This window comes from Gordonia soli NBRC 108243 (assembly GCF_000334455.1).
Taxonomy (GTDB): Bacteria; Actinomycetota; Actinomycetes; order Mycobacteriales; family Mycobacteriaceae; genus Gordonia; species Gordonia soli.
In genome coordinates this window covers 85,159-107,186 of record NZ_BANX01000032.1, presented here as the reverse complement: position 1 = coordinate 107,186, position 22,028 = coordinate 85,159, and the positions used below count along the sequence as shown (strand labels likewise).

General features: G+C 68.5%; 25 protein-coding genes. 10 read left to right on the top strand and 15 right to left on the bottom strand.

Annotation, left to right across the window (positions count from 1 at the left end):
- Nucleotides 1–103: 103 nt before the first annotated feature.
- Together GS4_RS19910 and GS4_RS25680 are read left to right on the top strand one after the other, a co-directional pair.
- Nucleotides 104–1,069: a LysR family transcriptional regulator gene (locus GS4_RS19910; RefSeq protein WP_007623962.1), complete on the top strand. Its 966-nt coding sequence runs from the start codon at nucleotides 104–106 to the stop codon at nucleotides 1,067–1,069.
- 93 nt (nucleotides 1,070–1,162) lie between these two features.
- On the top strand, nucleotides 1,163–1,315 hold the full coding sequence (locus GS4_RS25680; RefSeq protein WP_157226699.1) for a hypothetical protein: 153 nt from the start codon (nucleotides 1,163–1,165) through the stop codon (nucleotides 1,313–1,315).
- Nucleotides 1,316–1,343: 28 nt separating this feature from the next.
- On the opposite strand, the gene deoC is transcribed toward GS4_RS25680, so the two are convergent.
- Nucleotides 1,344–2,021 (bottom strand): deoxyribose-phosphate aldolase, encoded by a 678-nt coding sequence (deoC, locus tag GS4_RS19905; RefSeq protein WP_007623960.1) that lies wholly within the window; start codon nucleotides 2,019–2,021, stop codon nucleotides 1,344–1,346.
- 27 nt (nucleotides 2,022–2,048) lie between these two features.
- Here deoC and purU point away from each other — a divergent pair, with 27 nt between their 5' ends.
- Entirely contained in the window at nucleotides 2,049–2,963 is a 915-nt protein-coding gene (gene purU, locus GS4_RS19900) for a formyltetrahydrofolate deformylase (RefSeq protein ID WP_007623958.1), read from the top strand.
- Nucleotides 2,964–3,071: 108 nt separating this feature from the next.
- Here the strand turns inward: purU and GS4_RS19895 are convergent, their stop codons facing one another.
- The 6 genes from GS4_RS19895 to GS4_RS19870 all read right to left on the bottom strand — a co-directional run bounded on the left by GS4_RS19895 (nucleotide 3,072) and on the right by GS4_RS19870 (nucleotide 8,282).
- A complete protein-coding gene (locus GS4_RS19895) occupies nucleotides 3,072–3,881 on the bottom strand; it encodes a hypothetical protein (protein ID WP_007623956.1) in 810 nt (269 codons plus the stop codon).
- A 273-nt stretch (nucleotides 3,882–4,154) separates the two neighbouring features.
- Nucleotides 4,155–5,414: an LmeA family phospholipid-binding protein gene (locus GS4_RS19890; RefSeq protein WP_007623954.1), complete on the bottom strand. Its 1,260-nt coding sequence runs from the start codon at nucleotides 5,412–5,414 to the stop codon at nucleotides 4,155–4,157.
- A 22-nt stretch (nucleotides 5,415–5,436) separates the two neighbouring features.
- On the bottom strand, nucleotides 5,437–6,243 hold the full coding sequence (locus tag GS4_RS19885) for a carbon-nitrogen hydrolase family protein (RefSeq protein ID WP_040511138.1): 807 nt from the start codon (nucleotides 6,241–6,243) through the stop codon (nucleotides 5,437–5,439).
- A 191-nt stretch (nucleotides 6,244–6,434) separates the two neighbouring features.
- The gene (locus tag GS4_RS19880; RefSeq protein ID WP_007623951.1) at nucleotides 6,435–7,241 is read right to left on the bottom strand and encodes a hypothetical protein; all 807 of its coding nucleotides are present in this window, start codon (nucleotides 7,239–7,241) and stop codon (nucleotides 6,435–6,437) included.
- Nucleotides 7,242–7,261: 20 nt separating this feature from the next.
- Entirely contained in the window at nucleotides 7,262–7,771 is a 510-nt protein-coding gene (locus GS4_RS19875) for a DUF2505 domain-containing protein (protein WP_007623950.1), read from the bottom strand.
- 16 nt (nucleotides 7,772–7,787) lie between these two features.
- Nucleotides 7,788–8,282: a DUF2505 domain-containing protein gene (locus GS4_RS19870; protein ID WP_007623949.1), complete on the bottom strand. Its 495-nt coding sequence runs from the start codon at nucleotides 8,280–8,282 to the stop codon at nucleotides 7,788–7,790.
- A 38-nt stretch (nucleotides 8,283–8,320) separates the two neighbouring features.
- On the opposite strand from GS4_RS19870, the gene GS4_RS19865 reads away from it, so the two are divergent.
- Complete coding sequence (locus GS4_RS19865) at nucleotides 8,321–9,400, top strand: UDP-N-acetylmuramate dehydrogenase (protein ID WP_007623948.1); 1,080 nt, start codon at nucleotides 8,321–8,323, stop codon at nucleotides 9,398–9,400.
- A 401-nt stretch (nucleotides 9,401–9,801) separates the two neighbouring features.
- Here the strand turns inward: GS4_RS19865 and GS4_RS19860 are convergent, their stop codons facing one another.
- From GS4_RS19860 to GS4_RS19835, 6 genes are all read right to left on the bottom strand, one after another.
- Entirely contained in the window at nucleotides 9,802–10,926 is a 1,125-nt protein-coding gene (locus tag GS4_RS19860; protein ID WP_007623947.1) for an alpha/beta fold hydrolase, read from the bottom strand.
- The gene (locus GS4_RS19855) at nucleotides 10,923–11,747 is read right to left on the bottom strand and encodes a MerR family transcriptional regulator (RefSeq protein ID WP_007623946.1); all 825 of its coding nucleotides are present in this window, start codon (nucleotides 11,745–11,747) and stop codon (nucleotides 10,923–10,925) included. Before GS4_RS19855 ends, GS4_RS19860 begins: the two co-directional genes overlap by 4 nt.
- Nucleotides 11,748–11,780: 33 nt before the next feature.
- Nucleotides 11,781–12,086, bottom strand: coding sequence for a DUF2516 family protein (locus tag GS4_RS19850; RefSeq protein ID WP_040511191.1), 306 nt, complete (start codon nucleotides 12,084–12,086; stop codon nucleotides 11,781–11,783).
- Between the two features lie 139 nt (nucleotides 12,087–12,225).
- Nucleotides 12,226–13,101, bottom strand: a complete 876-nt coding sequence (locus tag GS4_RS19845; protein ID WP_007623943.1) for a hypothetical protein — start codon at nucleotides 13,099–13,101, stop codon at nucleotides 12,226–12,228.
- Nucleotides 13,102–13,129: 28 nt separating this feature from the next.
- On the bottom strand, nucleotides 13,130–13,594 hold the full coding sequence (locus GS4_RS19840) for a helix-turn-helix domain-containing protein (RefSeq protein WP_007623937.1): 465 nt from the start codon (nucleotides 13,592–13,594) through the stop codon (nucleotides 13,130–13,132).
- Nucleotides 13,595–13,669: 75 nt separating this feature from the next.
- The gene (locus tag GS4_RS19835; RefSeq protein WP_245555786.1) at nucleotides 13,670–14,944 is read right to left on the bottom strand and encodes a DUF445 domain-containing protein; all 1,275 of its coding nucleotides are present in this window, start codon (nucleotides 14,942–14,944) and stop codon (nucleotides 13,670–13,672) included.
- A 112-nt stretch (nucleotides 14,945–15,056) separates the two neighbouring features.
- Here GS4_RS19835 and GS4_RS19830 point away from each other — a divergent pair, with 112 nt between their 5' ends.
- From GS4_RS19830 to GS4_RS19810, 5 genes are all read left to right on the top strand, one after another.
- Complete coding sequence (locus GS4_RS19830) at nucleotides 15,057–15,893, top strand: TetR/AcrR family transcriptional regulator (protein ID WP_174344033.1); 837 nt, start codon at nucleotides 15,057–15,059, stop codon at nucleotides 15,891–15,893.
- Nucleotides 15,890–16,678: an SDR family NAD(P)-dependent oxidoreductase gene (locus GS4_RS19825; RefSeq protein WP_007623931.1), complete on the top strand. Its 789-nt coding sequence runs from the start codon at nucleotides 15,890–15,892 to the stop codon at nucleotides 16,676–16,678. Before GS4_RS19830 ends, GS4_RS19825 begins: the two co-directional genes overlap by 4 nt.
- A 34-nt stretch (nucleotides 16,679–16,712) precedes the next feature.
- Nucleotides 16,713–17,579: a polyphosphate kinase 2 family protein gene (locus tag GS4_RS19820; protein WP_007623929.1), complete on the top strand. Its 867-nt coding sequence runs from the start codon at nucleotides 16,713–16,715 to the stop codon at nucleotides 17,577–17,579.
- Nucleotides 17,580–17,700: 121 nt separating this feature from the next.
- Nucleotides 17,701–17,997, top strand: a complete 297-nt coding sequence (locus GS4_RS19815) for an ArsR/SmtB family transcription factor (RefSeq protein ID WP_007623927.1) — start codon at nucleotides 17,701–17,703, stop codon at nucleotides 17,995–17,997.
- Nucleotides 17,982–18,383 (top strand): VOC family protein, encoded by a 402-nt coding sequence (locus GS4_RS19810; RefSeq protein ID WP_007623925.1) that lies wholly within the window; start codon nucleotides 17,982–17,984, stop codon nucleotides 18,381–18,383. Before GS4_RS19815 ends, GS4_RS19810 begins: the two co-directional genes overlap by 16 nt.
- 17 nt (nucleotides 18,384–18,400) lie before the next feature.
- Here the strand turns inward: GS4_RS19810 and GS4_RS19805 are convergent, their stop codons facing one another.
- Nucleotides 18,401–20,329: a heavy metal translocating P-type ATPase gene (locus GS4_RS19805; protein ID WP_007623922.1), complete on the bottom strand. Its 1,929-nt coding sequence runs from the start codon at nucleotides 20,327–20,329 to the stop codon at nucleotides 18,401–18,403.
- Nucleotides 20,330–20,388: 59 nt separating this feature from the next.
- Between GS4_RS19805 and GS4_RS19800 the strand changes: the two genes are divergently transcribed.
- Complete coding sequence (locus GS4_RS19800) at nucleotides 20,389–20,745, top strand: ArsR/SmtB family transcription factor (RefSeq protein ID WP_007623921.1); 357 nt, start codon at nucleotides 20,389–20,391, stop codon at nucleotides 20,743–20,745.
- Here the strand turns inward: GS4_RS19800 and GS4_RS19795 are convergent.
- A complete protein-coding gene (locus GS4_RS19795; RefSeq protein ID WP_439644630.1) occupies nucleotides 20,730–21,992 on the bottom strand; it encodes a benzoate/H(+) symporter BenE family transporter in 1,263 nt (420 codons plus the stop codon). The genes GS4_RS19800 and GS4_RS19795 overlap by 16 nt on opposite strands.
- Nucleotides 21,993–22,028 lie beyond the last annotated feature (36 nt).

The following is a 22,028-nucleotide window of genomic DNA, read 5'->3' as shown; positions in this document are numbered from 1 at the left end:
CGCCGTCGTGTCGGTTCGCGCGATCGTGGACAGCGTTCGCCGACCTCGGCTCGGTACGCTCCGGACGATGTCGAGCGGATCGTCGACCGGAGGGTGAACGCGCATGACAGATGACCCGGACGTCAGCGGCCGCATCGAGCGCCCGCTGGATCTGTGGCGGTTGCAGCAGTTCGTCACGACGGCCCGCGCACCCAGCATCACCGCCGCGGCAGGCGAACTCTTCATCTCGCAGCAGGCGCTGTCGGCAGCTCTGCGAGGCCTCGAGCGCGACCTCGGCGTGGACCTCTTCGACCGGGGGCGGCGGGGCACACGACTGACCCCCGCGGGGCGAGAACTGCTCGCGTCGGCACCGGCATTGTTGTCCGCGGTGCGCACCGCGGCGCGCTCCACACGTCAGGCCGCCGTCGAGCCGCGGCCGCCCTTCGTCGTCGGGCACACCCCGGCGATCCCCAGCTCGGAGGTGTTCGACCTGGTCCGTCCACTGCTGGTCGAGGACGCCGACCTCGCGATCACCGTCCGCGCCGTCTTCCCGACGGCCATCGGTTCGGCACTGTTCGACGGTGAGATCGACCTCGCTCTCCGCCGGGGTATCACCACCCCGGCCGATCTCGCGACGTCGATCGTCGCCTATCACCCGCTGCGCGTGGCGGTGGCGGCCACTCACCCGCTCGCCGACCGCTCGTCGGTGTCCACCACCGAACTGGCACCGCACCCGCTGATCGTCTGGGCACCGCAACACCATTCCGCGTACACCGATTACCTCGTCGCGCACTGTCGCCGCTCCGGATTCGAACCGGAGCTGATCACCAATCGGATGCAGGGCACTGCTCCGTTGACAGCGCCGCTCGTCTACCCCGAGGGCTACGCATTCGTCACCGACGACCCGGGGCCGGCTCACCACCGGACCGTGCGCATCCTGGATCTCGACGATCCACCGATGGCACCGGTGCAAGCCGTATGGGCGCCCCACACCGTGCACCCGGTCCGGACCCGACTACTCGAGATCCATCCGCCGCCGAACCCGGGCGCCTCGTCCTCGACGCCGCCCCCGACGCCGACCGCAGGGTGACGCGGCGCTCCGGACAGCTCGACCGGCTCGAGCCGGCCGTGACACCGATCTCATCGCGTTTGCCCGCTGCGCACACGGGGTATCGGTCGAGTCATGTCGGCCGACCCCACAGCAGCAGCGTCATCCACGGCGCTGCCTGTCGCTTCCATCGAGACGTCGGTCATCGAGCACGCCCGAGCCGCCACGGTGATCGCCGTCCTGCTGTGCATCAGCTCCGCCGTCACCTTCATCGCGCTGTTCGCCTGATGTCGGCACGGTCGCGCGAGGGCGCCCGCTAGTCCGGGAAGCCGTCGAGCACAGCGCGTGACTTCGACAGTCCCAGTCGGGTCGCCCCGGCCGCGATGAGCGCGGCCGCATCGTCGGCGGTACGGATGCCGCCGCTCGCCTTGATCCCGACGGTGGGACCGACGGCTTCGCGGATCAGGGCGACGGCTTCGACGCTCGCTCCGCCGGCCGGATGGAAGCCGGTCGAGGTCTTCACGATCCCCGCACCTGCCTGGACCGCGCGGCGACTGACCTCGGTCACCGTGTCGGGCCCGGCCAGGGAGAGCAGCGCCGCCGACTCGATGATGACCTTCAACAGTGCAGCGTCCCCGATCGCCTCGCGGACGGTGAGGATGTCGGCGAAGACCTCGTCGAACCGACCGTCGACCGCCGCGCCGACGTCGATGACCATGTCGATCTCCTGGGCCCCCGAGTCCACGGCGAGCCGCGCCTCGGCCGCCTTCACCAGTGAATGATGCTTTCCCGACGGGAATCCGGCGACCACACAGATGCGCTGCTCACCGGTGTCGATCGGCAGCATCGACGGCGACAGGCACACCGCGAACACGCCGAGCTCGGCGGCTTCGGCGACGGCGGCCCCGGCATCGGCGCGGGTGGCCTCGGGGGCGAGGAGGGTGTGGTCGACGAGGGCCGCGACCTGACTGCGGGTGAGTTGGCTGTGGGTCACGGCAACGAGCTTGGCACACTGGCTGACGTGCCTTCCGCAGACGCCACCCCCGGCTCGCCCGACCACGTCCTCGCGTCGTCGGACGATCGCTTCGTTCTGACCCTCGGTTGCCCCGACCAGACCGGCATCGTCGCCCGGATCTCGACCTTCCTGGCCGAGATCGGCGGCTGGATCACCGAGGCCGCCTACCACTCCGATCCGGAGACCGGTTGGTTCTTCACCCGACAGGCCGTGCGCGCCGACTCGCTCCACATCGGCGTCGACGAATTGCGGACGCGGTTCGCTGCCGAGGTCGTCTCCGAGTTGGGTGGCGAGACCGAATGGCGTGTGACGGCGACCGCCGAACGGAAGTCGGTGGTGTTGCTGGTCAGCAAGGAGGCGCACTGCCTGACCGACCTGCTCGGACGAGCGCAGCGTGGCGAACTCCCCGCTGACGTCGCCGCCGTCATCGGCAACCACCGGGACCTGGGTGACCTGACCGAACGCTTCGGGGTGCCGTTCCACCACGTGCCGTTCACTCCCGACACCAAGGCGGAAGCCTTCGCCGAGGTCGCCCGACTGGTCGGCGAACACTCACCCGACGCCGTCGTGCTGGCCAGGTTCATGCAGATCCTGCCGCCCGACCTCTGCGACGCCTGGGCCGGCCGCGCAATCAACATCCACCACAGCTTCCTGCCCAGCTTCATCGGCGCCCGCCCGTATCACCAGGCGTTCGCGCGTGGGGTGAAGCTGATCGGCGCGACGTGCCACTACGTCACCGCCGACCTCGATGCCGGACCGATCATCGAGCAGGACGTGATCCGCGTCGACCACGGCGACAGCGTCGCCGACATGGTGCGGCAAGGCAGGGACATCGAGACGCTGGTGCTCTCCCGCGGTCTGCGCTGGCACCTCGAGGACCGCATCCTGGTCCACGGCCGGAAGACCGTCGTCTTCAACTGATCTCGGCCGCCACCGGGGCGAGGCCGCACGCCTGCGCCTGTGCTCCACGGCCCGGGCTCTACAGTGCAGGGGCCACAGGGGCCGGGTCGCTGAACGGGTGCGACCGACTCAGAAGTCGAAGCCGCCGAAGTCCATCCCGCCGCCGTCGCCACCGCCGAAGTCGAAGCCGCCGCCGTCTCCGCCACCACCGAAGTCGTCGCCACCTCCGCCGAAGTCGTCCCCGCCGCCACCGTCGGCACCCCCGCCGTCAGCACCACCGAAGTCGGAACCGTCACCGGCACCGCTCTCGAAGGCTTGCGCGTCGTACCCGACACCGGCCATGCCGGAGAACATCGCGGAGAACAGGAACATCGACCCGATGCCCCAGGCGCCGGCGACCAACGCAGGCTTCCACCATGGTTCGGAGTACCACCCGGCCGGCACCGGACGTCCGGCGACGCGACCGCCCGGGTAGTAGTTGGGGGTGCGATCCGACGGGTTGGGCGACGCCTCGATCTGACGTCCCTCGAAATCGACCTTGCGGTCCTCGGTGACCGCACCGGCGCTGTTCTGACCTTCCAGCTCCGCGATGGCGGGTCCGGGATCGAGATCCATGGCGGTGCGTGCCGCGCGGATGTAGTAGAGCCCCTCGATTGCGGTCTGCTTGGCCAGCTTGGCCTGCGCAACCGACTGTGCCTGCTCGATCTGCGAGCCTGCCGCGGTGTAACGCTCACCCGCGTCGGCCAGTGCCTGTTTGGATGCCGGGCCATCGCCGACCAGCATGAAGACCTGGCCACCGAGACGTTCGATGGACTGTCGGGCATCGGCCTTCGCGTCATCGAGGGCTCGCGCCTGAGACGCACCCGAGCGCTGTTGTGAGATCACCACCACTCCGACGACGATCACGACGATGATGGCGATCAGGATCAGTGCGCCCATGCTCTCCTCCTACTGGCGGACTCGGACCGTCCGTCGGTGAGGCGGGAGCCGCGGCCGACAAATCGGACACTTCCGAGCGTACCGGCGTCGGCGGAGTGGTGACGGTGCCCGACGCTCAGCTGCCGTGTGCGACCGGTTCTCGAGACCGTTCTCTAGGCACCCCAGCGTTCTTCCGCCCCGAACTTCTTCTTCCGTCAGTTGCAGTCGGCGGACGAAGAAGTTCGGGGCGGAGGAACGTGGACGAGCGTCGGGTGACAGTCGGCCGCCGACCTGTCAGAGCACCGAGCAGGTGGACCCCGACGAGTTCTGCGAGGTGCCGCTCGACAACTTGTCGAGCGCGATGTCGTCGCCGGCGACCGCGAAATCGATGCCCGAGTCGGTCACCGTCACGTCGTTGATGTCGATCTCGTCGTTGAGCGATCCGAACAGGTTCGTCGACACCTGGTCGACGACGGTCTGCGCGAAGTTCGGCGGGATGCCGAAGATGAAGGCGTTGGCCTTCTCGACCTCGAGCCGCACCTTGCCGTTCTCCGAGATCGGCTTCAGCGTCACCGACACCGGGATCGGCAGGATCGAGACCTGCACGGTGGTGTTCACGGTGATGGTCTGGTCGGCCGGATTACCGGTCACCGACTCGATCTGCGCGCCCTCGACCATCGCGCCCTGGGACGTGCCGCCCGACGACTGGCCCGCGGCGGCCTGCTTGCTCAACTCGACCACCCGTTGGAACGGGACGAACCCGGTTCCGGACAGCGACTTGATGGTCGATGAGTCACCCGAGGTGATGCCGTCGGCGCGCGCATGCAGGCGCATCGCACCGGCTGTGTCGTCGGTGTCGACCTGGACGAACGGGATCTGACCGTCGATGGCCTGCAGCAGGATCGGCTTCTTGCTGATGGACACGCTGGTGGTGGTCCCGGTCAGCTCACCGAAGGCGTCCTGGAGACAGTCCTTCGACTTGTTGCGCAGGTACAGCTCGCTGCCGACCGCGGCGATGACGACGACGAGGACGAGCGCCGCCGCGACGATCGCGATCAGCCGTCCGGTGCGCCGACGTCGGGCGGGTGAACTCGTCACCACTCCGCCGGTGGGTGGCGGCCCGGCCGGGTGGAAGTCGTCGGGACCTGCGGCCGGGGTCTGGCCGGTCGGGGACCACTGCTCGTCGAGGCGCGCCGTCTCGGTACGCGGCATCTGCGACCACGCCCGCGGCGACTCGTCGGTGCCCGGGGCGCCGAAACTGGTGGTGTCGTCGCTCTCGCCCGGAACCGGGGTCTGCTGCGGCACGCCGTGGTCGGGCGCGGGTGGTACCTCGCCACCCGGAACCGACGTCTGTCGCGTCTCCGCCTCCGATGCCCCCGGGCCCGCCGACTCAGGGCTGCCCTGCTCAGGGCTGCCCGGCTGGGGGCTCGGCGACTCCGGGCCGGCCGGCTCGGGGCTGCGGCGCTCGGGGCTGCGGTGCTCGGGATCGGGCTGCTGTGGACCCGAGGCGTCCGGGCCCGGGGTCGATGGGTCTTCGGGGGTGCGATCGGTCATTGTTCCGTCCTGCGGTCGATGGTCAGATCGGCGGCGTGATGTCGCGCTGGTTGGCCAGAACGGCCAGCGTCTCCTGCGCCCGACGTACGGTCCCGAGGTCGATGTCGTGCACGCCGACCTGCGGCGTCCCGTCGTATGCGGCCACGACCGTACCGAAGGGATCTGTGAGTTGGCTGTGTCCGACCCCGGTCGGTGCGGCAGCTGCGGCGACCTCGGGATCCGGTGGCGACGCCTGCCCGACCGCGGCGACATAGGTGGTCGCGTCGAGCGCCCGTGCGGTCGCCAGCACCTGCCACTGATGCACCTTGCCCTCGCCCGCACCCCACGAGGCCGGGACTACGATCAGCTGTGCGCCCGCGTCGGCGAGTGTGGTGAACAAGGACGGGAACCGGATGTCGTAACAGGTCGCGATGCCGACGGCGACATCACCGATGCGCGCCACCACCGGGGCCGTGCCTGCTTCGACCGTCGCCGACTCCGCGAAGCCGAAGGCGTCGTAGAGATGGATCTTGTCGTAGGACGACCGCTTGCCGTCGGCACCGGCCACCAGCACCGTGTTACGTACCCGACCGTCGTCGGCCGGGGTGAACATACCGACCACCACCGCGACCCCGGCCGCGCGCGCGATGTCCGACACGGCGGAGGCCCACGGCCCGTCGACCGGCTGGGCGTGCGGTCCGAGCGGCACACCGAAACGACACATCGTCGCCTCCGGGAAGACGACCAGTTCGGCTCCCCGCCCTGCGGCATCGGCCACCGCCGACTCGACCAGATGCAGGTTCGCCGACGGGTCGTCGCCGGACGAGATCTGTGCCATCGCCAGTCGCATGAGGGCAACCCTAGCCGGTTCGTGATGACCGTCGACCGCATCGCCCGCACGCGTCAGCCGTCGGGACATCCGCACCTCGAATGCCTCTGTACGCCTGTCCCGCCACGCGCATGACGACGACGGCGAGGGGTCGGAACGGATGAGCCCTCCGAGGTCGCGGCGACGGTCGAGTCGGCGGTCGAGCGGGGCGATCAGCCGGGCGCGACCACCGACCAGTCGACGGTCAGCACGTTGTCGGGGCTGCGGCGGCGCGGCACCGACACGTCGATCCCGTGGTCGGCGAGAAGCGACAGGGTGGCCCGCCATCGGTCCCGCGGCCCGAAGGTCGCGTGGCCGGCGGCGATGTCCCAACAGCGGTCGACCAGCGTGAGCAGACCGTGGATGCGCTCCCCCGGCACATTGCGATGGATCAGCGCCTTGGGCAGCCGCTCCGCGAGATCGGAGGGTCGGGCCGTGTGCTCGGGCGCCCAACTGAGGGTGAGGGTGCGCGGACCGTCGGCATCCAGCACCACCCAGCAGCATCGTCGGCCGATCTCGTCGCAGGTGCCTTCGACGATCAGTCCGCCGGGGGCGAGCGCGGCCCGCATACGTGCCCAGGCGTCGGCGACCTCGGACTCGTCGTACTGCCGCAGCACGTTGAAGGCCCGCACGAGATGCGGGGTCAGGCCGGCGAGCTCGAATCCGCCGAGGCCGAATCGGACTCCGTCGCGAGGCGGCACGATACGGGCGGGATCGATCTCGAGACCCACGACCTCCACGTCGGGTGCGACAGCCCGGAGTCGGTGCGCCATCTCGACGGTGGTGTCCGGGCGCGCGCCGTACCCCAGGTCGACCACGAGTGGTCGGGCACCCGAGAGATGCGACCCCGAAGAATGCGCCCCCGAGAGGGCGGCGACGACACCGCGGTCACCGACCATCCATCGGTCGACCCGACGCAGCCGGTTGATGTTGGTCGTGCCGCGGGTGATACGCCCGCGTGGTGACGACTCCCCGGACACCGACGGCCCCGGGCGGTCGCTCAGAGGTTCTCGGTGACCCAGTCCGAGGTGAACTCGGCCTCACCGCGGAACAGGTCGACGAGATTCACCAGCATCAGCTGCTCGAGCTTGCCGTTGACGAAGGGGATGAACACCTTCACCTCGGTGGTGCGGCGGATGGTGCACCCGGTATCGGTGGGGAACAACTCCTGCACGCCGGTGAGGCTGCCCGGTCCGGCCGGGATCGACGCGGTGTACTCACCGGTGGCCTTCTCGGCATCGAACGGCCCGAAGGACTCCTCCCGGGTGATGACCATGTCCTTCATCATCACCGTCTGCGCGATGGCCGGGAGCTGATCACGCGTGAGGGTCTGCTTCAGCACGACGCGCAGCCCTCCGTCGTCGGTGACGAAGGAGTCCACGTCCGACTGCGGGGTCAGATCCCGGAATCCCTTCATCAGGTCGTCCCAATACTGCCGGGTGCTGAGCGCCTGGTAGAGCTGGTCGGCCGGGTGCGTGTAGCGGGCCGAGTAGCTGAGCCGTCGTGCCATGAGCGTCAGGCTACCGTCACCGGTTCGCGGCCTCCCACTCCACCGTGTGGTCACGCTCCGAGTCGAGCAGCGCGACGAGCTGGTCGAGGATCGCCTTCTCGATCTTGCCGCCGACGAACGGGATGCTGACGTCGACCTCGGCGGTGTAGGTGGTGGTCGCCGGATCACCCTCGGTCACGAGGGTCCCCTCCACCTTGGCCGGCGCACCCTCGACCGATGCCGAGATGGTCCCGCTGATCCGACCGTCGGCGAAGGTCAGCACGTTGCGGCGCGGGATGTGCAGGTCGCCCGGCCGCACCTTGGTCACCAGCGGCGGCAGCTTTTCCTCCGGGATTCCCTGGCGCACAGCGACGGTCACCTGATCACCGGCGGACTCGAAGGATTCCACGGAGCCGTGACTGGAGTTGATGGCCTCCAACAGATCCCGCCAGTACTGCTCGCTGGACTGCAGTTCCCACAGCCGCTGCGTGGAGAACGGGAAGGTTACCTGATGCCGGAGGTTGCTCGCCATGGCGAGAACGCTACCGTCTGCCCGCTACCGTTATCGACGTGACCGACACTGGACCACAGGCAAGCGAATCGCTGGCCGACCTCACCACACTGCGCCTCGGCGGACCTGCGACATCGGTGACGCGGATCGTCGACACCCGCGCGTTGGTGGACGAGATCATCCAGCGCGACGCAGAGGGCGAACGCCTCCTGATCGTCGGCGGCGGATCGAATCTCGTGATCTCCGACGACGGCCTCGACGGCACCGCTCTGGTCATCGGCACCGACCGGGTCGAGTTCGGCACCGGACGCGAGTCGGGACGCCCGCACGTGACCGCCGACGCCGGAGTGAACTGGGACGACCTCGTCGCCGAGACCCTGGACGCCGGGTACGGCGGCCTGGAGTGCCTGTCGGGCATCCCGGGTTCGGCCGGCGCGACGCCGGTGCAGAACGTCGGCGCCTACGGTGTCGAGGTCGCCGATCTCCTGCGGTCGGTTCAGGTGCTCGACCGTCGGACCGGCAAATTGCGCTGGGTCTCCCCCGGCGAGCTCGGACTCGGCTACCGGACCAGCTCGCTGAAGCATCGAGACGACCACGTCGTCCTCGCGGTGTCCTTCTGGCTCAACGAGTCCCGCCAGAGCCAACCGATCCGGTACCGCGAGCTGGCCGGCGTGACCGGGGTCGGCGAGAACGAGCGCACCGACGGTAGCGCCGTCCGCGAGCAGGTGCTCGCGCTGCGTCGCGGCAAGGGCATGGTGCTCGATGCCGACGACCACGACACCTGGAGCGCCGGGTCGTTCTTCACCAATCCGATTGTCGGCGAGGACGAGTCGGAGGCGGTACTCGCCCGCATCCGCGAGCGGGTCGGCACCGACATCACGGTGCCCACCTATCCGGGACCCGACGGTGTGAAGCTCTCGGCCGGCTGGCTCATCGAGCGTGCCGGTTACTCGCGCGGCTACCCCGGTCCGGCCTCACCGGTCCGGTTGTCGACGAAACACACGCTGGCACTGACGAACAGGGGGTCGGCGACCACCGACGAACTCCTCGAACTGGCGCGTGACGTCCGCGACGGGGTCGCCGACGCGTTCGGCGTCCGCCTGCATCCGGAGCCGGTGCTGGTGAACTGTTCGCTCTGATCTTGGCCGGTCGGCGGATCCTCCGGGGCCAGGCCCCGGGTGGGTCGGATTCTTGGCACGTGAGCGGGATCAGGTGTGCGCACTCCACAGCGCGACCCGCTGGAGTGCCAGAAATCCGCTGAGCCGAGCTGGAGCCGGGCCAACCGTCGGGACAGGTCGGATTCTTGACACGTCAGCGGGACCAGCTGTGCACACACCACAGCGCGACCCGCTCAGGTGTCAGAAATCCGCTGAGCCGGGCTGGACCTCGGACCCGGACCCAACCACCGAGTCGGTCGGATTCTTGACACGTCAACGGAACCAACTGTGCACACACCACACCACGACCCGCTCAGACGTCAGAAATCCGCCGGTCCGCAGCGCCGCCGGTCCGCAGAGCCGCACCACCAAGAGCCGACCGATCAGGCCGTCGACGCAGCCCGATCGTCCGATCGATCCGCCTGCCGGTGACCGTCAGCGGCGCGACCATCGACAGCACGACCCTCGGCATCGTCGATCACGCCGTCGAGGATGGTGTTGAACTCGGCGCCCGCCTCGATGCTCGACATGTGCCCGACCCCGTCGAGGATGATCAGGTCGCGCAGTGCGTCGTTGCGCCGCAACACCTCTGCCATGCGCTTCGAGTGGACCGGCGGCAGCAGTCGATCGTCGCCGCCGACCACGACGGTGGTCGGCACCGACAGCGCCTCGAGCCCGGCCAGCAGGTCCACCCGGCCGATCGCGGCACCCCAGCCGGCGCGGACACGGGCCGGGCACTTCGCGATCATCTCGTCGACGAACGCCACATGCGATGCCCGGGCGGCCCGACCGAGGGCGATGTAGTGGGCGAAGCGCAGACCGTAAGCGGTGCGCGGGATGGGCAGCGGCGCCGAGGTGAACGCCCGTCCGGTGAGACCCACGAACGGCCGTGTGTACGAGGGCAGCCCGACGGGGATCAGCAGATGGTTGTCCATCACCGCCTGATCTGCGGTCGAGAGCAGCACGACGCCGGCCAACAGTCGGTCGACCTTCTCGGGGAACTGCTGGGACCACGACATGATGGTCATACCACCCATGCTGTGACCGACCAGGGTCGCCCGCTTGCCCTCCGGCACCACCGCCGACAGGACGGCGTCGAGGTCCTGGCCGAGCAGGGCGATGTTCGGCCGTGGACGGCCGGGCTCACTCGCCCCGTGTCCGCGCTGGTCGTAGGCGATGACGCGGCCACGTCCCGCCAGATGGTTGATCTGCGGGTACCAGTACATCGTCGAGCAGGTCCACCCGTGGACCAGGACGACGACCTCGTCGGAATCGTCGATGTCGCCGTAGGACAGCACGTTCAGCCGCGTGCCGTCGGCGCTGCGCACCCAGGTCTGCTCCGGCGTCTGTGCCGGGGTGTCGAGCAGTTCGTCGGGCCCGTCGTCGACGGCGAGTTCGGCGCGCAACGCCGCACGGGCGAGGCTGCCGAGGATGGTGCCCATGCCGACCGCGAGCGCCCCCGCGCCGACAGCCGCGGTGCCGCCGGCGATCTTCAGTGCTCGACTCACGTGTCCCCCCACTTCTCCGCGAACCCGATGTGCGCGGTATCGGTGATCTCCGGCGATCCGGCACCACCGGTGCCGTCGGTGCCGTTCGCGGCGTCGACGACGGCCCCGACGTCGAAGAACGTGGTCGCCTCCCCGATCGCCTTGGAGATCTTCTCGTCGAGTGCCCGCCGGAAGGTGGTCTCGACGATCTCGTGCGCCATCGGGCGCACCGTCTGGATGAGTTCTGCCATCTTCGCCACCTCGGATTCCTCGAGGTCGGGCAACTTCTCGTCGAACCACCGGTCGGTGATGATCGACACGAAATTGTCTGCGACGTCCTCGAGGTCCTCCTGCACGCGCACCCAGATGTCGAGGAGGGCGTCGATGTCGATGCCGCCCTTGACCAGGACCTCGGCGCCCTCCAGGACCTCGGGGTTGTTGATGGCGAAATGCGCCCCGTCCTTCGCGAGCAGCCCCAGCTTCTGGCTGAGGGCGATCGAACGATCGGACGCGTTCAGGGTCTTGCGCAGCTCGGTGATCGTGATCGTCGCAGCGCGTTTGAAGTTGCGGAAGCGGCCGGGGCGCGGACTCCCGCGCAAGACGTGCTCCACCCTCATCCCGTAGTGAGCGGCGTGCAGCAACTCGCTGATGGTCGCGAAGGTGTACCCCCGCTCGAGCATCCGCGAGATCAGGTTCAGCCGGACCAGGTGCTCGTCGGAGTACCAGCCGGTACGGCCGCGGATGGTCGGAGAGGGCAACAATCCGCGGTCTTGATAGACGCGGATGTTGCGCACGCTGACGCCGGACGCCTGTGCCAGGTCGTTGATCCGATACTCAGCCACTCGGACAGTGTATTCCCGATCGCGATCGCTCGATCAGGCCCTTTTGCTGAACCAGCGTTTGCCCTGGATCTCGTCCACCCGTGGGCGGACGTCCACGATGTAGACGATCGCTGCCACCACACCGATCAGGCCGAGCAGGCTGATGGCGCCGAACAACCAGATGAACAGGGTCGCAGCGGCGAGGATCGACACCCAGATGACCTTCGACTGACGGTCGACCGCCGGAAACGCATCCTTGCGCTGCAGCGCGGCGTGGAGGAGTCCCACCGCTGCGGCCACCCCGGCGACGACGGTCAGGATGAGCAGGACGAGGCTCTGGCCGTAGGCCAGGAATGACATGAGATCCACGACACCACTCTAGAGCCTTCGTGCACGCGGGGGCCGCCCGCACGTCGGACAAACCGGTCACACGCCACGACGACCGACGCCGCGCCCCATCGGGACGCGGCGTCGGCGGTTCGTCGGTGATCCGGACGGATCAGGCCTTCGGCGGAGTCTTCTTCGCCGGAGCCTTCTTCGCCGGAACCTTCTTGGCGGGTGCCTTGGCTGCGGTGGCCGGGGTCTTCTTGGCTGGAGCCTTCTTGGCCGGCGCCTTCTTCACCGCGGCCGGAGTGGTCTTCTCCGGGGCAGCCTTCTTGGCCGGAGCCTTCTTGGCGGGCGCTTTCTTCGCCGGTGCCGACGCAGCGACCTCGTCGACACGGTCGGCCACGTCGTCGGCGACATCCCCGACGCGCTCCGCGGCACCGTCGGCGGCCTCCTCGACCCGACCCGCGAGGTCGAGGGCGGCGTCGTCGATGCGATCGGTCGCCTCGCCGATCCGGCCGGCGATGCCCACCGCGGCCTCCTCGACCTTCGACGAGGTCAACCCGGCCAGCTTGGCGGCCCGCTCGCCGACGGCGCGCGTCTGGCCCGAGATCGTGCCCAACGCATCCTCGGTCAGGCCGAGCGCCTCGTTGTAGACCTTCTCCAGCTTCGGCAGGTTCTCCTCGACCAGCGGCTGCGACTTCAGCTTGGCCACCACCTCTTCGCCGCGCTCGGACAGCGACGTCAGCAGTCCGGCGGCAACCGCGAGGTAGGCCTCGGCGACCTTGCGCAGCTCTTCGGGGGTGAACTTGGCGCGCAGCTCTTCGATCTCGGCAGGCAGCTCGACCGGCAGGTTCGACAGTCGCTCACGCGCATCCTCGAGCGCCGCGACGGCCTGATCCCGACTCTCGGTCAATCGCGCCTCGGCGGTGTCACGCGTCTCGGTGAGGCGCGCCTGCGCCTGTTCGCCCGCGGCCTCGCCGCGCTCGCGGATGTCGGCGAGAACGGTGGCGACCTGCGTGATCACCGCGTTCAAGGGGTTGTCGGCCATGTGATGGGCTCCTTACCGGGTGGTGTCTTCAATTGGTTGGGTTGTCGTGTTCCCGATCGTCGGCGTTCTCACGCCGAAACGACTCGTAGATCTCCAGCAGCATCTGTTTCTGCCGCTCACTGATGGAATCGTCGGCGATGAGGGCGTCCCGGACCGGGCTCGCCGGCCGCTCTTCGAGGATCCCGGCGCGTACGTAGAGCACCTCGGCCGACAGCCGTAGGCCCTTCGCGATCTGCGCCAGGACATCCGCCGATGGTTTGCGCAGTCCGCGCTCGATCTGACTGAGGTACGGATTGCTGACGCCCGCACGCTCGGCGAGTTGGCGCAACGACACCTCGGCGGCCACCCGCTGCGTGCGGATGAACGAGCCGATGTCGGAACCGATGTCGGAGGCGGCGTTGGCGACCTCCTGGGCAGCGGTCGCAACGACCTCGACAGGCCCGTTGGGACCGGCTCCGTCCTCGTTCGACGGGTCCTTCTCATCCGACTGCATCGCACTCCCGATCATGGTGTCCCCCCAGTATCACCACGCGTGCTTGCACGTGCAAGCACACAGCAAACCCTGCCGTCAGTGGAAGAGCAGCACTGAGACCGAGTAGATGACCAGCCCGGCCAGCGCACCGACGACCGTCCCGTTGATCCGGATGAACTGCAGATCGCGGCCGACCTGCAGCTCGATCTTGCGGCTGGTCTCGTCGGCATCCCATCCGCGGACGGTCTCGGTGATCACCGAGATGATCTCCTGCGAGTAGTTCACGGCCACGTGCCGCGCCACCCTGGCGACCCAGCCGTTCATCTTCTCCTGCAGCGGGCGATCGTCCCGGATGCGGGTGGCCAGTTGGATGATGGAGTCCGACAACGTGTTCCGCAGGGTGCTGTTGGGGTCGGCGAGCATCTGCTCGATCACCGCCTTGCCCGTCTTCCATGCCGTCGATGCCGCTCCGGTCACCTCGTCGCGACCGATCAGCTCCTGCTTGAGCGCCTCGAACCGAGCGATGGTCTCGGGGTCGTGCTGCAGGTCCTGCGAGAACTGTCCGACAAAGGTCAGCATCGCGCGACGCAGATCGTGGTCGGGGTCGGTCTTGACCTTGTAGGTGAACTCGACCAGCTCGCGATGGATGCGATCGCCGACGAGGTTGTTGACGAAACGCGGCGTCCACTGCGGGCCGTCACGGTCGACCACGCGGTCGATCAGGTCCTGGCTGCCCAACGCCCACTCATGAGCGCGGTCGCTCAGCATCTGGAACACGGGTTCGAGTCGGTCCTCCTCGATGAGCTGCTCGAGGATGCGGCCAGCCGGCTGCGCCCACTCGGGTTCACCCGCCCAGGTGATGGCCGCGGTGATCAGCTGTTCGACATCCTCGTCCCGCAACATCTCGGCGGCCAGCGTCAGCACCCGCGACGCCTCGTCGGAGACCCGTGGGGCGTTCTTCGGGTCCGCGAGCCAGCTCGACACCCGCCTGGGGAGGTCGAGGTTCTGCGCCCGGACCTCGATGACCTCGGGGGTCATGAAGTTCTCTTCGATGAAGTCGCCGAGCTGGTCGCCGATCTGATCCTTCTTCCGACGGATCAGTGCGGTGTGCGGGATCGGCAGGCCCAACGGTTGCCGGAACAGCGCGGTGACCGCGAACCAGTCGGCGAGGGCACCGACCATGCCCGCCTCCGATGCCGCGCGCAGATACGGGACCCAACCGGCGACGTCGGTGCCGTCGCGGTGCTCGAGCCAGCGGGCGAACAGGTAGACCGCCGCAGCGAACAGCAGCAGGCTGGTCGCGACGACCTTCATCTTGCGGAGGTCGCGGCGGCGGCGCGCGTCGCCCGCGGAGTCACCGCCGAAGGCCATCGGGATGGGTGTTGGCCGGGCTTGCACGGACGATGGTTCGTCGGAGACGTCCGGCGCGACAATGGGCGTCATTGATCCAGTCTTACCCACCAACCACTAGGCTAGCCAGGTGATGGCCAACCGCCCGAGTCCTGCGACCGCGGCCCGTGCCGCCGTGCTGGCGGCGGCCAACGTGACCCGGAACATCGAACACGCCTTGCGCAGCACCGTGGCCGAGCCCACCAAGCAAGACGGTCGCAGCGCACGTTGGGAGAAACACAAGCAGCAGCGCCGCACCGAGCTGACCGACGGGACCATCGACGCGGTCCGCACGCTCGGTCCCGAGGTGGGCATGGACGAGATCGCCGCCCACATCGGCGTCTCCAAGACCGTCCTCTACCGCTACTTCGCCGACAAGAACGATCTCGGCATCGCCACGACGGTGCGGTTCTTCGAGACCACCCTCCTGCCCCGGCTGACCGAAGCGATCACCGACGATGTCGACGAGTACGTACTGACGCGCACGGTGATCGGCGTGTACGTCAACGCGGTCGCCGACGAACCGAACCTGTACAAGTTCGCCCTCGCCGGATCGGGCACCTCCGCCGCGGCGACCGCCGACTCGGAGAAGCTCGTCGCACAGTTGCTGGGCACCGCCATCGTGATGCGCATGGTCGAGCGCGACGCCGACACCTCGGGTGCCGAGGTGTGGGCATACGCCCTTGTCGGCGGCATCCAGCGCGCGGTCGACTGGTGGATGAGCAGTCGCAGTGTGCCGGTGGCCGACCTGATCGACTACCTGACGATGATGGTCTGGAGTTCCATCGTCGGCATCGCAACGGTCAACGGCTCCAAGGAGGCGTTCACCGCATCGCCACCACCGCTGCCGTGGGTCGCCACCGACGACACCTCCGGTGACGATGACGACGAGATGATGGAGATCGTCGACGACATCGGCGGGGATCGGTGACCCGGGTCGCGCTCGTCACCGGGGCCAGTCGCGGTGTCGGTCACGGCGTTGCGACGGCGCTGATCGACGCCGGCTGGATCGTCTTCACGACGTCGCGGCGCGGCGACGGACCCGACGGCGCCACAACGCTGGCCTGTGATCACACCGACGACTCCGCCGTGGCAACCGTCTTCGAGCGCATCGTCGCCGACGCCGGTCGGCTCGACCTGCTGGTGAACAACGCGTGGGCGGCCCCCAAGGGATTCGGCGGATTCTCGGATCGCTTCTGGGAGAGGCCTGTCGACGACTGGGACACCTTGATCGGAGTCGGCCTGCGGGCGCATTACGTCGCCTCGGTGCACGCCGCGCAGGTCATGGTCCCGCAAGGTTCCGGGCTGATCGTCAACATCTCGTCCTTCGGTTCCCGCGGACACCTGCACTCGGTGTTGTACGGGATGAGCAAGACCGGGCTGGACAAGATGGCGGCCGACATGGGGACGGAGCTGGCAGGCACCGGCGTCACCGCGATCTCCTTGTGGCTGGGCCTGATCCGCACCGAGTTGCTGCTGTCGCTCGGCGTCGACGAGTTCGCCGGCTTCTCGCTGCAGCGGGCCGAGGATCCCCGATTCGTCGGTCGGGTCATCGATGCCCTCGCATCCGATGCCCAACTGTCGGCGCACAACGGTGACACCCTGGTGACCGCGGAACTCGGTGCGCGCTACGGCATCACCAACGACGACGGCACACCACCGGACTCCCACCGATCCGCATTCGGCGGCGGTCCCCTGTTCCCGCCGGCCGGCTGACGCCACCGGCATCGTCGACGAGGAGGCGTTTCGCATGGGCAAGAACGACGACACCGGTTGGTCCACTGCCCCGTTCGAGGCGCTCCGCGCATCAGGACTGGGGCCGATCGCCGCATTCGACGCCGGGTCCAGGCCTGGCTTCGACGGCGACAAGGACCGCGGCGAAGACCTCCTCACCGAGCGCGGCGAGGTACTCGCCGATCTCCAGGAGTTGCTGTACGCGAACGGACGCTCCGGCGACACCCGGTCGGTGCTCCTCGTCCTCCAGGGCATGGACTCGGCCGGCAAAGGCGGGATCGTCCGACACGTCGGCGGTCTCGTCGATCCGCAGGGCCTGGCGATCAAGGGATTCGGCAAGCCGACCGAGGAGGAGCTCTCGCACGACTATCTCTGGCGTATCCGCAAGGCCTTGCCGACGGGTGGTCGGATCGGGATCTTCGATCGGTCGCACTACGAGGACGTGTTGCCGGTGCGGGTGCACAATCTGGTGCCGGAGTCGGTGTGGGAGAAGCGGTACGACGAGATCAACGCCTTCGAGCAGGAGCTCGTCGACGGCGGGACGACCGTCATCAAGTGTGCACTCGTCGTGTCCAAGGCGGAGCAGAAGAAGCGCCTCACCGAACGGCTCGAGCGTCCCGACGAGTACTGGAAGTACAACCCGGGCGACATCGACGAACGCGGCTACTGGGACGACTACCTCGAGGCCTATCAGGCGATCTTCGATCGGACCGACACCGACACCGCCCCCTGGTTCCTGATCCCTGCCGACTCCAAGTGGTTCTCACGCCTCGCCGTGTGCGAGCTGCTCATCCACACCCTGCAGTCGCTCGACCTCGACTGGCCCCCGGCCGATTTCGACGTCGAGACCGAGAAGAAGCGGGTCGAGGCACTCGACGTCTGACGTTCGGCGGGGCGCATCCGCGAGCAGAACTCCCATCCGCGAGCAGAGCTTCACTCGCGAACGGTAGATCTACTCGCATTCAGCCCTTGATATGCAAGGGACCACTTGCCTATAGTGGGCCATGGCCGACATCTTCCACGCCCTCGACGACGAGACCCGACGCCTCGTCCTCGACGAGTTGACGGTGCGGGACGGACAGACCCTGTTCGAATTGTGCGGCACCCTGGCCACCCGTCACGGCGTCGCCCTGACCCGACAAGCGATCTCGCAGCATCTGGCGATCCTCGAGTCCGCCGGGCTACTGACGACCGAGAAGCGTGGCCGTTACAAATTCCACTACTTCACCCCGTCCCCACTCGCCGAGATCACCCGGCGATGGCCCACGACCGAGAGGACCCGACCATGCGGATCGAACTGACCAGCCTGTTCGTCGACGACCAGAGCAAAGCCCACTCCTTCTACACCGACGTCCTCGGGTTCACGACCCGTCACAACATCCCGATCGGCGACGACTTCTGGTTGACCGTGGCCTCCCCCGACGCTCCGGAGGGACCGGAGTTGTTGCTCGAACCGGCCGGCCATCCCGCGGTGAAGCCGTATCGCGATGCTCTGGCTGCCGATGGAATCCCGTTGGCGCAGTTCACTGTCGACGACATCGCGGGCGAGCACGCCCGACTCACCGGGCTCGGGGTGGTGTTCACCCAGCCACCCACCGACATCGGCCCGGCTCTCATCGCGGTCTTCGACGACACCTGCGGCAATCTCATCCAGCTCATCCAGCCCAAGTCCGAGTCACCGGCCTGACCGCCCCGAGATCCCTCTCAGCGCCACGCTCGTCTGGACAGGAGGCGGATTCCGTTCAGCGCGACCAGGATCGTCGACCCTTCGTGGCCCGCGACACCGAGTGGCAGCGGTAGGTGCCCGACGAGATCCCAGGTCACCAGCACGACGATGGCGGTGCCGGCGATCACCAGGTTGGCGATCACGATGCGCCGCGCCCGTCGCGCGAGACGCAGCACCGCCGGGATCGCCGACAGGTCGTCCCGGACCATCACGACGTCCGAGGTCTCCAAGGTGAGGTCGGCGCCGATACCGCCCATCGCCACTCCCACGTCGGCGGCGGCGAGTGCCGGTGCGTCGTTGACGCCGTCGCCGACTACCGCGATGCGCGCCCCTGCGCGCTCCCGCAGTTGCGTTATGGCGGAGACCTTCTCGTGCGGTAGCAGTCCGGAGCGCACATCGGTGATACCGACCTCGTCGCCCACCTGACGTGCGGCGGCCGCATTGTCGCCGGTGACCAGGACGGGCGCCCGACCGTCGAGTCGAGCGAGCGCGCCGACAGAGGCCGCTGCACCGGGCCGTAGGTGGTCGTGGATCGCGATGAGCAACCGCGGCCGATCATCGACGATCACCGCGACTGCGGTGGCGCCACCGGTCTCCACCTCGGCCACGAGACCTGCGTCGATCGCGACCTCGGAACGGCTCGCGGTGATCACCTCTACCCGCCGGCCATCGACCAGCGCCTGCACTCCTCGGCCGGGAACCGCACGGAAGTGCTCCACACGGAGTCGATCCGATTCCTCCGAGCCGGCAGCGGCACGGACGATGGCCCGCCCGATCGGATGCTCGCTGCCCCGCTCGGCCGCCGCGGCGATCTGCAGCATCGCGTCGACCGATTCGACTTCGCCGATGGGGACGACCCCGGTGACAGATGGCGTGCCGGTGGTCAGCGTTCCGGTCTTGTCGAAGGCGACCTGGTCGACGTCGGCCAGCTTCTCCATCGCCACAGCCGATTTCACCAGTACTCCGTTGCGTCCCGCGGTGCTCATCGCCGACAAGAGCGGCGGCATCGTGGCGAGCACGATCGCGCAGGGTGAGGCGACGATCATGAAGGTCATCGCGCGCAGCAGGGCGGACTGGAAGTCGGCGCCCAGAGCCAACGGGACCGCGAACAACGCGAGCGTCGCGACCACGACCCCGACCGAGTAGCGGCGCTCCACCTTCTCGATGAAGAGCTGGGTCGGGGCAACGGTCGCGGTCGCGTCACGGACCATCGACGCTATCCGGGCGACGACCGTGTCGGTGGCCGCCTCGGTGACCCGGATGCGCAGCAGGCCCGTCCCGTTGACGGTGCCCGCGAACACGAGGTCACCGACTCCGCGGTCGACCGGTAACGGCTCGCCGGTGATGGACGACTGGTCGACGTCACTCGTTCCGTCGACCACCGTCCCGTCTGCCGCGATCCGCCCACCCGGGCGCACGATGATCTCGTCTCCGGGCACCAGATCCGATGCATCGACGGTGTGCTCGTCGCCGGTCGCATCCACCTGCATCGCGGTGTCGGGCGCGAGGTCGAGCAGGTCCCGGACCGAGTCCTCGGTGCGGGAGGTCGCCACCTCTTCCAGGGCGCCCGACGTCGCGAAGATGACGATCAGCAGCGCACCGTCGAAGACCTGACCGATGCCCGCGGCGCCGATGGCCGCGACGATCATCAGGAGGTCCACGTCGAGGGTCTTCTCGCGCAGCGCGCGGAGACCCTCGAGTGCGGGTTCCCAGCCACCGGTGGCGTAACAGGCCAGGTAGAGCGTCCAGGAGAGCCAGGTCGGAGCGCCGGCCACCTGCGCGACGAGACCGCCGAAGAACAGGATCGTCGCGACGACCGCCCATCGCACCGACATCACCGACCACACGGCGCGGCGTCGGGGCGTCCGGCGGGCCCCACGTGGCGTCGTATCGAGAACAACTGACATATGTAGAAAGCTACACATGTAGATGTGTACATGTGTAGACCCCGTGGTTGAATCGGCCCATGGGACACGGCGTCGACGGCAGGACGACACCTTCGGGTGCGCTCGATGCCGCCGCAGCCGCGACCGTCGCCGAAACCCTTCAGGCGTTGGCGTCGCCCAATCGTCTGATGATCCTCACCCGGCTACGCCAGGGCGCCTGCACCGTCACCGAACTCGCCGAAGCGGTCGAGATGGAGCAGCCGGCGGTCTCCCATCAGCTCCGACTCCTGCGGGCACTCGGTCTGGTGGTGGGCGCCCGGAACGGTCGGCACATCTCCTACAGCCTGTACGACAGTCACGTGGCCGCCCTGCTGGACGAAGCCGTCTTCCACATCGAGCATCTACGACTCGGTGCGCGGGATCACGATTCGGCCTGATCGGCCCGATCCTCCGCCCGCGCCGCCTCTTCGGCGTCGGGCCGCTCACCTGCGGTGGAGGTGCCGTTTCGTCGGCCGAATCGCATGACCCCGTTCGCGATCAGTCCGACCGCGAGCCCCCAGAACGCACCCCCGATGCCGGCGAAGGTGACGCCCGACGCCGCGGTCACGAACGTCAGCGCCGCCGCGACCCGCGTGTCCGGGTCGGCCAGGGCGCCGACGATCGCCGCCGCGAAGGTCCCCAGCAACGCCAGTCCCGCAACGGCTTCCATCAGATGCCCGGGCGCCGCCGCGGTGATCGCCACCAGCGCACCGGAGAACACCGCCAGCAGCAGGTAGACGATGCCCGCCGTCACACCCGCGATCCACCGGCGTGAGCGGTCCGGCCCTGCCTCGTCGCCGGCCGCGAGCGCCGCCGACAACGCCGCGAGATTGATCGCGTGCCCACCGAACGGCGCCGCGACCATCGTCCCGATCCCGGTGACGCCCATGGCAGCTCGCCAGGGCGCCACGTAACCGAAGGATCGCAGCACGGCGACGCCCGGGATGTTCTGCGACGCCATGGTGACGATGTAGAGCGGTCCGGCGATACCGATCATCGCGGCGAGGTCGACGCGGGGAACCGTCAGGCTGATCGTCGGCCACCACGGTGTCGCCGACCAATCAGGCGCTCCGTGCACGCCGAGATAGATGCCGATGACGACGAGGGCGGTCAGGAGCGCGAGCGGCATCGCCCATCGCGACAACCATCGGGTTGCGCAGAGCCACACCACGATCACCGGTGCGGTCAACAGCGGCTCCGCCGACATCGACGTCACCGGGGCCAGACACAGGGTCACCAGCACGCCGGCGAGCATCGCCTGCGCGATGGGCGTCGGGATGCGGCCGATGAGGTCGCCGAGCGCCGGGATGAGACCGGTGGCGACGATCAGCACCCCGACCACCAGGAAGGCGCCGACCGCGGCCGACCAGTCCTGTTGTTGCCCTTCCAGTCCCACCAGCAGGGCGGCACCCGGAGTCGACCAGGCGAGTGTCACCGGCGCTCGGGAGCGCACACTGAGCACGATGATCCCGAGCGCGAAGACCACGGTGAGCGCGAACAGCCCGGACGCGGCCTGCCGAGGATCGGCGCCGACCGCGCGCAGACCGGCGATCACCACCACGAACGACGAGGTGAACCCGACGAGGGCGGTGACGACACCGGCCATGATCGGCTGCTGGTCGCGTCCACGTGTTGTCATCGTCACCGACGCAGCATAACGTAGGCGTTCTGTAAACAGAAC

Bases quoted from the DNA above. Each gene is read 5' to 3' on its own strand.
- GS4_RS19805 (WP_007623922.1), bottom strand. From the start codon at position 20,329: ATGTCAGTTGTTCTCGATACGACGCCACGTGGGGCCCGCCGGACGCCC.
- GS4_RS19835 (WP_245555786.1), bottom strand. From the start codon at position 14,944: ATGGCCTTCGGCGGTGACTCCGCGGGCGACGCGCGCCGCCGCCGCGAC.
- GS4_RS19815 (WP_007623927.1), top strand. From the start codon at position 17,701: ATGGCCGACATCTTCCACGCCCTCGACGACGAGACCCGACGCCTCGTC.
- GS4_RS19800 (WP_007623921.1), top strand. From the start codon at position 20,389: ATGGGACACGGCGTCGACGGCAGGACGACACCTTCGGGTGCGCTCGAT.
- GS4_RS19875 (WP_007623950.1), bottom strand. From the start codon at position 7,771: ATGGCACGACGGCTCAGCTACTCGGCCCGCTACACGCACCCGGCCGAC.
- GS4_RS19820 (WP_007623929.1), top strand. From the start codon at position 16,713: ATGGGCAAGAACGACGACACCGGTTGGTCCACTGCCCCGTTCGAGGCG.
- GS4_RS19850 (WP_040511191.1), bottom strand. From the start codon at position 12,086: ATGTCATTCCTGGCCTACGGCCAGAGCCTCGTCCTGCTCATCCTGACC.
- GS4_RS19830 (WP_174344033.1), top strand. From the start codon at position 15,057: ATGGCCAACCGCCCGAGTCCTGCGACCGCGGCCCGTGCCGCCGTGCTG.
- GS4_RS19810 (WP_007623925.1), top strand. From the start codon at position 17,982: ATGCGGATCGAACTGACCAGCCTGTTCGTCGACGACCAGAGCAAAGCC.
- GS4_RS19840 (WP_007623937.1), bottom strand. From the start codon at position 13,594: ATGCAGTCGGATGAGAAGGACCCGTCGAACGAGGACGGAGCCGGTCCC.
- GS4_RS19885 (WP_040511138.1), bottom strand. From the start codon at position 6,243: ATGCGACTGGCGATGGCACAGATCTCGTCCGGCGACGACCCGTCGGCG.
- GS4_RS25680 (WP_157226699.1), top strand. From the start codon at position 1,163: ATGTCGGCCGACCCCACAGCAGCAGCGTCATCCACGGCGCTGCCTGTC.
- GS4_RS19910 (WP_007623962.1), top strand. From the start codon at position 104: ATGACAGATGACCCGGACGTCAGCGGCCGCATCGAGCGCCCGCTGGAT.
- GS4_RS19895 (WP_007623956.1), bottom strand. From the start codon at position 3,881: ATGGGCGCACTGATCCTGATCGCCATCATCGTCGTGATCGTCGTCGGA.
- GS4_RS19890 (WP_007623954.1), bottom strand. From the start codon at position 5,414: ATGACCGATCGCACCCCCGAAGACCCATCGACCCCGGGCCCGGACGCC.
- GS4_RS19870 (WP_007623949.1), bottom strand. From the start codon at position 8,282: ATGGCGAGCAACCTCCGGCATCAGGTAACCTTCCCGTTCTCCACGCAG.
- GS4_RS19845 (WP_007623943.1), bottom strand. From the start codon at position 13,101: ATGGCCGACAACCCCTTGAACGCGGTGATCACGCAGGTCGCCACCGTT.